We start from the raw sequence: 13267 nt of genomic DNA on the forward strand, positions 1-13267 counted from the left end.
CAAAAAAAGCAAAAAAAATTTATGAGAAATATCCTGAATTGGAATACATAGCGTTAACGTATGCTATGATTTTGGTCAATTTATCAGTTGAGCAGCCTGAGTTGAACGAACTGAAGGCAACTGTTGATAAATTGCAGGCCTTGCATGAACAGTTTCTAGATTCATCTGATATAGCAGAAGCCTTTGTTAAGAGTTTGTTCAATTTATCACTCAAGCAGCCTGAGTTGAACGAACAGGAGGGTACAGTTGACAAATTGCAGGCCTTGCATGAGCAGTTTCCAGATTCACCTGATATAGCATTGAATTATGCTAAGATTTTGTTTAATTTATCAGTTAAGCAGCCTGAGTTGAACGAACAGGAGGGTACAGTTGACAAATTGCAGGCCTTGCATGAGCAGTTTCCAGATTCACCTGATATAGCAGAAGCCTTTGCTATGATTTTGGTCAATGTATCAACCGAGCAGACCGAGTTAAAAGAACTGGCGGCTACTGTTGCGAAATTACAGGTCTTGCATCAACAATTCCCTGACTCGCCTGATATAGCTTTGGGGTATGCTAAGATTTTGGCTATTTTATCAGACAAGCAGCCTGAGTTGAAAGAGCGGGAGGCTACTGTTGCGAAATTACAGGTCTTGCATCAACAATTCCCTGACTCGCCTGATATAGCTTTGGGGTATGCTAAGATTTTGGCTATTTTATCAGACAAGCAGCCTGAGTTGAAAGAGCGGGAGGCTACTGCTGAGAAATTACAGGCCTTGCATCAACAATTCCCTGACTCGCCTGATATAGCAGAAATGTATGCTATGACTTTGTTCAATTTATCAACCAAGCAGACTGAGTTGAATGAACTGGCGACTACTGCTAAGAAATTAAAGGAATTGCATGAACGTGAACGCTTCCAAGAATCTGAAGAAATTGCTTTTATATATGTTATGTTTTTAGCGAGCTTATTTGAACACCAAACAGAGTTAAGTGAATGTCTTCAAGCTACAAAAATAATTAAACAACTCTATGACCAATTCTCCACATTTATGTTACAAAATTTTGATGATCGATTTTTTAGTAATGATAATGTTTGTGACAGCGAGGAGTATAAGCTATTCAACTTTATCCTAAGAGAAGGTCTTTTAAAGAATACTAAATATGCTATTTTACAACCATGGGCAGAGCATTATAAAGAAGAGTCGGATGAATTAAAGAATCTGCTGTCGATTTATCAATATGTTCAAAAAATTAAGTATCAACTGGGATTGAAAGATGAAGATAGAAAGGAAAATCTTAAGTTTGGCCATTACACTAGAGGAAGCGTACTTCAAAGCTTATTGGACCAGAAGGAGGAATCAAACTTTTCCATATCTGGAAAAACTCGTTTGAATAACGCTAATTATATGAATGATCCTGAAGAAGGTATCATCATAGAAAAGATCTTGGGCTTAGATAGACGAGATGCTTTGGAGCCAAGTTCATGGTTTTTAATGAGCTTTACTAGTAAAACGGATGATTTAGCTATGTGGTCCCAGTATGGTGATGATGCCCAAGGTGTTTGTATTGTACTTCGGGAGGATGACTTTTCTAGATTCACATCCTTCAATGATGTCTCTTGGCGTCAAGAAAAGCTCTCTTTAGAATTTTCTGATAAGATGTATTTAATGAAATCTGAATTAAATAGTGGTTTAGAAAAATCTATCTTTCGGAGTGAGAGTGAGAATTCCGTCGATACTGTTAATGATGAAGGAACTGAAGCGAATTCTGAAGAAAAAGGTAATGTTTCAAAAGGAAATGTTGATTATCTCTACCGAATAGCTTACGTCAGTTATACAGATAATAACTTTGAACTAGAACAAACAGAACTCTTTGATAGTGCTGAAATTGAAGAGTTAAAGACATCGTTAAATGGTTTAAAGGAAAAACTAGATGAGAATTCCAATAAGGAGGATGAATTTTATCAAAAAGCTATTTCTGACTGTATAGAGGAAATTCGTTACTTGTTTAAATCTGTAGATTACAAATATGAGAACGAACTGCGTATCTTACGCTATGCTAACCTAGATTCTGAGAATACAGAAATCAAGATTGATAAGTCTTCTGGAATGGGTAAACTTTATGTAGAACGGGAAAATCCAATTCAAATCGGTGAAGTCATTTTTGGTCCTAAGTTTCCGAATCCTGAATACGTAACTCCCCTGTTGAAACTCTTGGATAAGGATATTGTGTTTAAAAAATCTATGATAAAATTTAGATAAAGGGCTCTATAAGCCAAATATAAGGATTCAATAGGAGAACTGGAGCCATATCCAAGTCCTCTGAAACATGCTGGTATAGAAGAAAAGAAAGGAAGAATACAGCAGACTGTATTCGTAATAAAATGAGAATTGCAGACCATAGTGTGACCCGTGCCATTCTGGAGCGTCACGGTTTCACTTTTAAAAAATCTTTCGGTCAGAATTTCCTGACTGATACCAACATCCTCCAGAAGATTGTGGATACAGCCGAGATTGATAAAAATGTCAATGTCATTGAAATTGGGCCTGGTATTGGGGCTTTGACGGAATTTTTGGCGGAAAATGCTGCAGAGGTCATGGCCTTTGAGATTGATGATCGGCTGGTACCGATTTTGGCGGATACTCTGCGCGATTTTGACAATGTGACAGTGGTCAATCAGGATATTCTCAAGGTTGATTTGGCCCAGTACATAGCAGAGTTTAAAAATCCAGACCTGCCTATCAAGGTAGTGGCAAATCTGCCCTACTACATTACGACGCCTATTCTTATGCATTTGATTGAAAGCGGGATTCCTTTTAGTGAGTTTGTCGTTATGATGCAAAAAGAAGTAGCGGATCGGATATCAGCTCAGCCTAATACCAAGGCCTACGGTAGTTTGTCGATTGCGGTACAGTATTACATGACGGCCAAGGTTGCTTTTATTGTGCCGCGAACAGTATTTGTGCCTGCGCCAAATGTGGATTCGGCTATTCTCAAGATGGTGCGCAGAGACCAGCCAGCTGTTGAGGTACAGGACGAGAAATTCTTTTTCAAGGTTTCCAAGGCCAGCTTTGTCCACCGCAGGAAGACCCTATGGAATAACCTGACCAGTTGTTTTGGAAAGTCAGAGGAGACTAAAGGCAAACTAACAGCAGCTTTAGAACGAGCTGACTTATCTCCAAGTGTTCGGGGAGAAGCTCTGAGTTTAGAGGAATTTGCGCGCTTGGCAGACGCTTTGAAGTCTGAAGAATTATAAAAAAATAGAAGATCCGCTCTATATAGCTGGTCTTCTATTTTGCTAATGAGGTAAATATGAAAGTGAAATGTCTGTCTTTGTTTTCTGCCTTGCTCTGGTTTTCGCAGTCTTTACTCCATTTCCTTCTACTGCTAGGACGTTTGTTATTTGGCGGCGCTTATATAGTATTTCCTTTATGGCTGCGTCCTGTCAACTTCCTGCTTTTCTTGCTGTGGGGTTTCTTTAGTTTCAGTTATTTATCGTTTGGAGGCTGGCTAAGAAGTAGCTTAAAGTCTTCTGTTCTGAGAAAGATCATCTTAAGCGGAACTGTTTTTCTCTTTTTGGCCACTGTTTTCAATTTCTTTGTTACCGCTAGTCTATTAGAGAAGTATTTAACAGGGGGACTGACCTTTCTGGCTTTTCTCAGCAGTGTAATTCTGCTTCATAATAACAAAAAATCCTATCAATCATGATAGGATTGCTTTTTATGCGGAGGAAGGGATTTGAACCCTCACACCCGTACGGGCACATGCGCCTGAAGCATGCGTGTCTGCCGTTCCACCACCTCCGCTTGAGATTCTATTATAACTTATTTTTGTGAAAATGCCAATAGAGAATATCAGTTTTTTTCATACAGTAAAAAAAGCGGAAAAATTTCTATTTTTTCTTTACTAAAATAGTTCTATGATATTGCCATTATAGTAAGTATTTGTTACAATTAGATTAATTACTTATTTAGGTAACGAAATAAAAAAGGAGAATGTTATGAAACTGAAAAAATGGCTGCTATTTTTGATGCTGCCCCTTCTGTTTTTGCTGGATTTGAAGCTATTTACAACAACTGCTCAAGCTGATGCTTTGAAGAATGCAATCACAGATATTAAAATCTGGGATCATTCTAATGGCCGCGAAGCAACCAAGGTTAACGGTGCTTACAATTTGGTCCAAGGGGGGAATTATCGCTATGAGCTAGTTTTTGATTTGTCTGCTTACGATAACAAGCTCAAGGATGGGGATACCTTTACCTTTACAGTACCGAACGGTGCAACCATTGCTGATGGTACAACTTTTACTCTGACAGATAATGAAACGCAGGTCCAGCTTGGAGCTGCTAAGATGACGTCGAATGGTTCGGGTAAGGGTGGCCTTATTACAGTCACTATTCAAAATTTAGCAGATTACAAAGCTAAAACAACTGCTACTGGTGTAAGAGGAAGCTTCTTTTTCGACTTTCAGGCGACAACAGTAGGCGCTGAACAGGATTGGAATTATAAGCCTGAGGAAACTCAAGGTGCGATGAGCCATAAGGTAACCATTAACGAGCGCAAACAGAGCAGTTTTTCAACAGCTGGTGAAAACTACGCTAAGATTGGAGGAGTCATTGCTAAGAAGCCATATAATTCGGCTATTCTAGGAAAGAGCGGTGACTACTCGCACAACTGGACTGTTCGTATCAATACTCAGCAAAAGACTTATAATTCTCCGATTGTTATCAAGGATGTCATTCCAGATAGCAGTGCACCAATGCAATTTGTTCCGGAGCAACTTGTCCTTCGCCAAGGGGAGTACACGCAGAGTTTATCAAGTATTGCGAATTCTGTTATCTTGAAAGAAGGTCAAGATTATACAGTTGCCTATAATGACACTTATACAGAGTTTACTCTAACCATCAATAACCCAGGCAATCGTGCCTTTATGTTGAACTATATGACTACTTCACCAGCTGATGGTTCTTTAGTATCCAATACGGCTGAGATGGAAGTTGATAATACAAAACTGCCATTCAGAGACGATCGTCCTAGTCAGACGAGTTCTACGATAGAGCGCAGCAGCCGGATTACAGAGGGCGGTGTCATCACAGCTGATATCAGCAACAGTCTGGTTCTCTACAAGCAAGATTCTAAGACTGGCAAAATGCTGGAAGGTGCTGTCTTTAAGGTGACAACTCCTAGCGGTGAAGAGATTACTCTGCCGCCAACAGATGCTAACGGTCGGGTTTCTACACAACCTTTCTCAAGTGAAGAAATCAAGAAAGGTCAATTCACTGTAGAAGAAGTAACAGCTCCGGAAGGCTATGTACTGGACAGCAATCCGATGAAAGTGACTATCAAGGCTGATGGAGCGGTTAAGACAGTCAAGAACACGGTTGATCCAAATGCCAGCAAAAAGCTGACAGTCAAGAAAATTTGGAAAGATGAAAACAATCAGGACGGCAAGCGTCCAGCTTCTATTGCTGTAGATGTCTACGCTAACGGTCAAAAACTGGCTGATAAGACAGTGACCGTAACTGGTGGCAGTACTGATGCGGAGTGGACAGCTCAGACAAGTGATTTACCAATCTTTGATACAAATGGTCAAAAAATCACCTATACAATCGGTGAAGTTCAGCTTGATGGCTACGATGCTCCAGAAGTAGATCAGGAAAATCTCACTGTTACCAATAGTCGTACGCCAGAGAAAATCGCTATCAAAGCTAGCAAAAAATGGGATGACGCTGAAAATCAAGACGGCAAACGTCCTGCCAATGTTGTTGTAAAACTTTATAAAGAAGTTGGTGGTCAGAAATCAGAAGTTGCGAATCGAACTCTGACCGAAGCTGACCAGTGGGCAACCGAGTTCACCAACTTGAACAAATATGAAAAGGGACAAGAAGTTGTTTATTCTCTGGAAGAAGACGCGGTCCCTCACTATCAATCTCAGGTAACTGGCAATGCTGCTGACGGCTTTGTGGTGACCAACACTTACAAGCCAGAAACCATCAAGATTTCCGGTCAGAAGAAGTGGGATGATGCGGAAAACCAAGACGGCAAGCGTCCAAATGTTGTTAGAGTCAAGATCTTGAAAGGACAAGATATTGTCGATGTGCAGGAAGTGACGGCTGCTAACGGTTGGAAATATGAATCCAATCCTCTTCCTAAATATGCAGCAGGCCAAGAAATTGCTTATACTGTTGCAGAAGAAGCTGTCTCAGGCTACACGAGCAAGGTGGACGGCTACAACATCACCAACTCTTACACTCCAGAAACGGTCAAGGTTTCCGGTCAGAAAGTCTGGGATGATGCAGATAACCAAGATGGTAAGCGTCCAGCTTCTGTTAAGGTTAAAATTCTGAATGGTGATACGGTTGTTGATGAGCAAAATGTGACTTCCGCTAACGAATGGAAGTATGAGTCTAAGGCTTTACCTAAATATGCAGCAGGCCAAGAAATCACTTATACCGTAAGTGAGGAAGCTGTACCAGGTTATACTAGCAAAGTGGATGGTTACAACATTACCAACTCTTACACTCCAGAGACAACGACTGTGTCTGGAAGCAAGACTTGGGAAGATGGCGATAACCAGGATGGCAAACGTCCAGCTTCTATCACAGTTAATCTGCTAGCTGACGGTCAAAAAGTCAATACACAAACAGTCGGAGAGGTAGAAGGCTGGTCTTACAACTTTACTGGCTTGCCAGTCTACCAGGATGGCCAACGAATTACCTATACAGTAACGGAAGAAGCTGTGCCAGGTTATTCAACCAGTCTTAACGGCTACAATATCACTAACTCTTATACACCAGAAAAGACAGAAATTACTGCTAGCAAGACTTGGAATGACAGCGACAATCAAGACGGTAAACGTCCAACTAAGATTAGCATTAAGCTGATGAAGACCGTCGGCGGTGTCAAGACAGAAGTCGCTAGCAAGGAAGTGACTGCTGCTGATCAATGGCAAACCAAATTTGAAAATCTGCCAGTCTATGAAAATGGTCAGAAGATTGATTACTCTATCGAGGAAGATGATGTAGTTGGCTACACTAAAGAAATCAAAGATTTCACAGTTACTAACTCTTACACTCCAGAGATGATCAAGATTTCCGGTCAAAAAGTCTGGGATGACGCTGATAACCAAGATGGCAAGCGTCCAGCTTCTGTTAAGGTTAAGGTGAAAAATGGCGATACTGTCGTAGATGAGCTGGAAGTAACAGCTGCTAACGATTGGAAGTTTGAGTCTAAAGCCCTTCCTAAGTATGCAGCAGGTCAAGAGATTGCCTATACTGTTACTGAAGAAGCAGTTGCGGACTATCAAACTAAGATTGATAAGTTCACCATTACTAATTCTTACACTCCTCAAAGTACAGAATATGCTGTTACGAAGGTCTGGGATGATGCTGATAACCAAGACGGCAAGCGTCCAGCTTCTATCACAGTGCAACTGTATAGCTCAGTAAATGGTGAAGAGCCAGCTGCTGTCGCAGGTAAGACATTAACCTTGACAGTTGCTGATAAGGCAGATGCCAACACATGGAAAGCAAGTTTCACTAATCTGCCTCAGTTTGACAAGGGACAGAAGATCACCTACTCCGTCAAAGAGGATGATGCAACAGTAGCCGCTTTGAAAGAAAAAGGTTACAGTCCGAAAGTAGAAGGTCAGATAATCACTAACTCTCATACTCCAGAGCAGGTTAAAGTTTCTGGTCAGAAAGTCTGGGATGATGCAGACGATCAAGACGGCAAACGCCCAACATCTATTACAGTTAAGGTAATGGATGGAAGCACTATTGTTGATACACTTGAAGTAACAGCTGCTAACGGATGGAAGTTTGAATCTAAAGACCTGCCTAAATATAGAAATGGTCAAGAGATTGCCTACACACTTAAGGAAGATGCGGTTGCTCAATATGAAACTAAGATTGATAAGTTCACTATTACCAACTCCTACACTCCAGAAACTGTTAAAGTCTCTGGTCAAAAGGTTTGGGATGATGCTAATAATCAAGACGGCAAGCGCCCAGCATCTATCAAGGTAAAGATTTTGGACGGAGACAAGGTGGTAGATGAGCTGGAAGTGACAGCCGCTACTGACTGGAAGTTTGAGTCTAAAGATCTGCCTAAGAATAAGAAGGGCAAGAAAATCAACTATACAGTCCTTGAAGAAGTGACAGTTGAGGGTTATAGCAGTAGCCAAGAACAAGCAACAGATGGCAGCTTCACTTTGACTAACAGCTATAAACCAACACAGATTGCTGTTAAGGGAACTGCGGTATGGTCAGATGCTGAAAATCAAGATAAGGTGCGACCTTCTAAGGTTACTGTTCGCCTCTTGGCAGATGGCAAACCAATCAAAGAAGAGGTTGTGTCAGAAGAAAATGGTTGGCAGTATAACTTTAGCGACCTTCCTAAGTACAAGGATGGCAAGGAAATTGTTTATAGCGTTGCGGCTGATCCAGTAGATGGCTACAAGCTTGAGATCAAAGGTACTCAGCTGACCTTTAGTCATATCCCTGCTAAGAAAGAGGTTGTTGACGGAGCGATAACTAACAAGCCAGGTGGTCAAGCTCCGAAAGTCGGAGGTAAAGCTCTTCCTCGTACTGGACAGGAAGAAAATCTCCTTGTTACTATTCTTGGCTTCCTAGCAGCGCTTCTCGCAGGAGGAATGCTGATGGCTAAGGCAAAACGCAGCTAATCAGTTTTATGACTTACTGAAAATTACAGTGAGCATCTCATTCGATATGAAAAAGCGAACAGGTTCTTTTGAGCTTGTTCGCTTTTATCATGTCAGTTTCATCACAAGTATTTTAAAACAACTGTTTTCTATGAAAAATGAACCTAACCTTAAGAAATGTCTTCTATGCAAAACAAGCAAGCTAAATCTCGCTTTTTTTGTTATAATGAGTGTATTAACTTTTAAGGAGCAATCTTGCAAGGAAAAATCATTAAGGCTCTGGCTGGTTTCTATTATGTAGAATCGGACGGACAGGTTTATCAAACCAGAGCGCGGGGTAATTTTCGCAAAAAAGGGCAGACACCTTATGTCGGTGATGAAGTCGAATTTTCAGCAGAAAAAGACTCGGAAGGCTATATTTTAAAAATAGCAGAGCGAAAGAACAGTCTTGTGCGGCCTCCGATTGTCAACATTGACCAGGCAGTTGTAATCATGAGCGCGAAAGAGCCAGATTTCAATGCCAATCTGTTAGATCGTTTTCTGGTGCTTTTAGAGCATAAGCGGATTCATCCTATTATCTACATCAGCAAGTTAGACCTGCTTGAAGATGAGCAGAGCTTGGATGTCTATGTGCAGGCCTATCAGTCCATCGGCTATGAGGTCATTAAGACGACTGAGGAATTGCTGCCGCTGCTGACAGGGAAAATCACTGTTTTCATGGGACAGACTGGGGTCGGAAAGTCCACTCTGCTCAATAAAATCGCCCCAGACCTGCAGCTAGAAACAGGAGAGATTTCTGAAAGTCTGGGCCGTGGCCGTCATACAACACGGGCTGTCAGCTTTTACAATCTAAATGGCGGTAAGATTGCCGATACGCCAGGATTTTCGTCTTTGGACTACGAGGTGACTACAGCTGAAGATCTCAATCAAGCTTTTCCAGAGATTGCTGAGTTCAGCCAGTCCTGTAAGTTTCGTACTTGTACCCATACTCACGAGCCGGCTTGTGCCGTTAAGCCAGCAGTCGAGTCCGGCCAGATAGCGTCATTCCGCTTTGATAATTACCTGCAGTTTCTCAGCGAGATTGAAAATCGTCGGGAAATCTATAAAAAAGTTGCAAAAAAAAATTCTAAATAAGGAGAAGAACTATGACATCATTCAAAATTGCCCCTTCAATCTTAAGTGCGGACTATGCTAATTTTGAATCAGAACTGAAAAAGTTAGAAGCAACAGGCGCTGAGTATGCCCATATTGATATTATGGATGGTCATTTTGTACCCAATATCAGCTTTGGGGCTGGGGTTGTTGCCAGTATGCGTCCTCACAGCAAGCTAGTCTTTGATTGCCATCTGATGGTTTCCAATCCTGAGCACCATATCGAAGAATTCGCTCGTGCCGGTGCAGATATTATCAGCATCCATGCCGAAGCGACACCTCATATCCACGGAGCGCTGCAGAAGATTCGGGCAGCAGGAGTCAAGCCTAGTGTTGTGATTAATCCGGGAACACCAGTCGAAGCAGTCAAAAACGTTTTGAATTTGGTTGATCAAGTCCTTGTGATGACAGTTAATCCAGGCTTCGGCGGTCAGGCCTTTCTGCCAGAAACCATGGATAAGATCCGTGAGCTGGTCGTTCTGCGTGAAGTCAATCAGCTGAATTTTGATATTGAAGTAGATGGCGGTATTGACGATAAGACCATTGGGATTGCTAAAGAAGCCGGTGCCAATGTCTTCGTAGCAGGCAGCTATGTCTTCAAAGGTGATGTCAATCATCAAGTTCAGACCTTAAGGGATGCCCTGCATGACTAAGATTGCACTGTTTGCTGGCGGGAACTTGGAGCATTTTAGCTTAGATTTTGATGTTTTGGTCGGAGTAGACCGTGGAAGCCTCTTTCTGCTTGAGCAGGGAGTTTGTCCTGACTTGGCTGTCGGAGATTTTGACTCTGTGAGCAAGGAAGAATTGCTGCGCATAAAAGATAGTGCCAAGGAAGTCGTTCAGGCCCATCCTGAAAAGGATGATACGGACCTGGAGTTAGCTGTTCTAGCTTGTTTTGAGCGCTATCCAGATGCCCGTTTGACCATTTTCGGCGCCTTTGGCGGCCGTCTGGATCATGCCTTGGCCAATGTTTTCCTGCCCAGTAATGAAATAATTGCACCTTATATGGAGAAGATTTTTCTGGAAGACGAACAGAATCTTTTGACCTATGTTCCCAAGGGGCGCCATGAAATCAAACCAGTAGCTGGCATGCGTTATCTGGCCTTTCTGCCGTCGGATGATGCTGCCTTAACGATTGAGGGCGCCAAATATCCGCTCAATAAAGATAACTTTTTTTTCAAAAAAGTGTATGCTTCTAACGAATTTATAGATAGACCCATTTATTTGGACTTTGATAGCGGCTATACAGTCGTCATTTACAGCAAAGACAGGAGCTGATATGGAGTTTATAATCATCCTCATTCTTTTGGGAAATCTAGTGCTGACCTTTCTTTTATGGCAAAAGCTTAGTCAGCAGACCGAGACGCTAAAGCAAGTCTTGGAAAATCAGGCAGATCATCTATCGGATCAGTTGGACTATCGCTTGGAGCAGGAAAGTCAGAAAAAGCAAACGGCTCAGAAAGAGCTGGAATTAGCTCTGGGAGACCGTTTGAGCGAGGTCAGGACAGATTTGCACCGCAACTTGACAGAGCTGCGCTTGGAAATCAGTGACAATCTGACCAAGAATCGGGATAAAACTGACGAGCGTATGCGGCAGATCCAAGAGTCCAATGAAACACGTCTAGAGCAGATGCGGCAGACTGTTGAAGAAAAACTGGAAAAGACACTTCAGACTCGTCTTCAGACTTCTTTTGAAACGGTCTCTAAGCAATTGGAGTCTGTTAATCGCGGTCTGGGAGAAATGCAGAGTGTTGCCCGAGATGTCGGCACGCTGAACAAGGTTCTTTCAAATACCAAGACCCGGGGGATTTTAGGGGAGCTGCAGCTGGGGCAGATTATTGAGGACATTATGACGGCCAGTCAGTATGAGCGAGAGTTTGTGACGGTGGCCGGATCCAGCGAGCGTGTCGAATATGCCATTAAACTGCCGGGACAGACGGAGCATGAATATGTCTATCTGCCCATTGATTCTAAGTTTCCTCTGGCCGATTACTACCGTTTGGAAGATGCTTATGAGTCTGGCAGCAAGGAAGAGATTGAGCTCTACCGCAAGTCTCTCTTAGCAAGCGTTAAACGCTTTGCCAAGGATATTAAGAGTAAATATCTGGCACCGCCAGCTACGACCAACTTTGGTATCATGTTTCTGCCAACGGAAGGTCTCTATTCGGAAGTTGTCCGCAATCCAGCCTTTTTTGACAGTTTGCGGCGGGAGGAGCAGATTGTGGTTGCGGGGCCATCTACCCTCTCTGCTCTGCTCAATTCACTGTCTGTCGGCTTTAAAACGCTCAATATTCAAAAAAGTGCGGACGACATCAGCAAGGTTCTGGGCTCTGTCAAATCCGAGTTTAACAAGTTCGGTGGAATTCTGACCAAGGCACAGAAACATTTGCAGCATGCTTCGGGCAATATTGATGAACTCTTAACCCGGCGGACAGGAGCTATCGAAAGAACCTTACGCCATATTGAGCTGTCTGACCAAGACCTCGATTTGGACTTACTTGATTTTTCAGAAGAAAGGGAAAACAATGAAGATTAATCAAATGAAAAAAGATGAACTGTTTGAAGGTTTCTATCTGATCAAGTCAGCAGAAGTCCGTCAGACAAGGGCTGGGAAAAATTATCTGGCCTTCACTTTCCAAGACGATACAGGGGTAATTGAAGGCAAACTCTGGGATGCCCAGCCACATAATGTCGAAGAATTCACTGCTGGCAAGGTCGTGCATATGCAAGGCCGACGAGAAGTTTACAATAACACACCCCAGGTAAATCAACTGACCCTGCGTCTTCCTAAGGCTGGAGAGCCCAATGACCCAGCGGATTTCAAGGAAAAGCCGCCAGTAGACCAGAAAGAAATCCGAGACTATTTATCTCAGATGATTTTCAAGATTGAGAATTCGGTCTGGCAGCGCGTGGTCCGATCACTTTATAGCAAATACGACAAGGAGTTTTATTCTTATCCAGCTGCCAAGACCAATCACCATGCTTTTGAGTCGGGGCTAGCCTTTCATACCGCTACCATGGTCAAGCTGGCAGATGCTATCGGAGACATTTATCCTCAGCTTAATAAAAGCTTGCTCTTTGCTGGGATTATGCTTCATGACTTGGCTAAGGTTATTGAGCTCAGCGGTCCGGAAAATACCGAGTACACTGTGCGAGGCAATCTGATTGGCCACATTGCTTTGATTGATGAAGAATTGACCAAGACCCTGATGGAGCTGAAAATTGACGATAGTAAGGAAGAGGTTATTGTCCTGCGCCATGTCCTTCTCAGCCACCACGGTCTCTTGGAATATGGCAGTCCTGTACGGCCTAAGATTATGGAGGCAGAAATTCTGCACATGATTGATAATCTGGATGCGGAGATGATGATGATGACTGCTGCCTTAGGACTTGTGGATCCAGGTGAAATGAGCAATAAAATATTCGCTCTTGAAGGCCGTTCTTTCTACAAACCAAAACTTGAACAGTAAA

General features: G+C 42.5%; 9 protein-coding genes and 1 tRNA gene. 9 read left to right on the forward strand and 1 reads right to left on the reverse strand.

All coding sequences use genetic code 11. The features are described from left to right. The first annotated feature begins 65 nt into the window (after positions 1-65). The 3 genes from RYK49_RS03315 (at position 66) to RYK49_RS03325 (ending at position 3690) form a co-directional block, all read left to right on the forward strand. A complete protein-coding gene (locus RYK49_RS03315; protein ID WP_314864921.1) occupies positions 66-2243 on the forward strand; it encodes a DUF2971 domain-containing protein in 2178 nt (725 codons plus the stop codon). 122 nt (positions 2244-2365) lie between these two features. Then, positions 2366-3238, forward strand: coding sequence for a 16S rRNA (adenine(1518)-N(6)/adenine(1519)-N(6))-dimethyltransferase RsmA (rsmA, locus tag RYK49_RS03320; RefSeq protein ID WP_314366709.1), 873 nt, complete (start codon positions 2366-2368; stop codon positions 3236-3238). A gap of 56 nt (positions 3239-3294) precedes the next feature. Further along, positions 3295-3690 carry a hypothetical protein gene (locus tag RYK49_RS03325; RefSeq protein WP_314366707.1) on the forward strand — a complete coding sequence of 132 codons (396 nt, stop codon included), beginning with the start codon at positions 3295-3297 and terminating at the stop codon, positions 3688-3690. A 15-nt stretch (positions 3691-3705) separates the two neighbouring features. Here RYK49_RS03325 and RYK49_RS03330 read toward each other — a convergent pair. Next, a tRNA-Leu gene (locus tag RYK49_RS03330) sits at positions 3706-3788 on the reverse strand. A gap of 194 nt (positions 3789-3982) precedes the next feature. Here RYK49_RS03330 and RYK49_RS03335 point away from each other — a divergent pair. The 6 genes from RYK49_RS03335 to RYK49_RS03360 all read left to right on the forward strand — a co-directional run bounded on the left by RYK49_RS03335 (position 3983) and on the right by RYK49_RS03360 (position 13266). Next, positions 3983-8665 carry a Cna B-type domain-containing protein gene (locus RYK49_RS03335; protein WP_314864878.1) on the forward strand — a complete coding sequence of 1561 codons (4683 nt, stop codon included), beginning with the start codon at positions 3983-3985 and terminating at the stop codon, positions 8663-8665. 234 nt (positions 8666-8899) lie between these two features. After that, positions 8900-9778, forward strand: coding sequence for a ribosome small subunit-dependent GTPase A (gene rsgA / locus RYK49_RS03340; protein ID WP_314830758.1), 879 nt, complete (start codon positions 8900-8902; stop codon positions 9776-9778). 11 nt (positions 9779-9789) lie between these two features. After that, a complete protein-coding gene (gene rpe / locus RYK49_RS03345; protein WP_002893879.1) occupies positions 9790-10449 on the forward strand; it encodes a ribulose-phosphate 3-epimerase in 660 nt (219 codons plus the stop codon). Further along, positions 10442-11074 carry a thiamine diphosphokinase gene (locus RYK49_RS03350; RefSeq protein WP_314830757.1) on the forward strand — a complete coding sequence of 211 codons (633 nt, stop codon included), beginning with the start codon at positions 10442-10444 and terminating at the stop codon, positions 11072-11074. The genes rpe and RYK49_RS03350 overlap by 8 nt, the downstream gene beginning before the upstream one ends. Position 11075: 1 nt before the next feature. Then, positions 11076-12332 (forward strand): DNA recombination protein RmuC, encoded by a 1257-nt coding sequence (gene rmuC / locus RYK49_RS03355; protein WP_314830756.1) that lies wholly within the window; start codon positions 11076-11078, stop codon positions 12330-12332. Beyond that, positions 12322-13266 carry a 3'-5' exoribonuclease YhaM family protein gene (locus RYK49_RS03360; protein WP_002893873.1) on the forward strand — a complete coding sequence of 315 codons (945 nt, stop codon included), beginning with the start codon at positions 12322-12324 and terminating at the stop codon, positions 13264-13266. Before rmuC ends, RYK49_RS03360 begins: the two co-directional genes overlap by 11 nt. Position 13267 lies beyond the last annotated feature (1 nt).

The organism is uncultured Streptococcus sp. (assembly GCF_963525625.1).
Taxonomy (GTDB): Bacteria; Bacillota; Bacilli; order Lactobacillales; family Streptococcaceae; genus Streptococcus.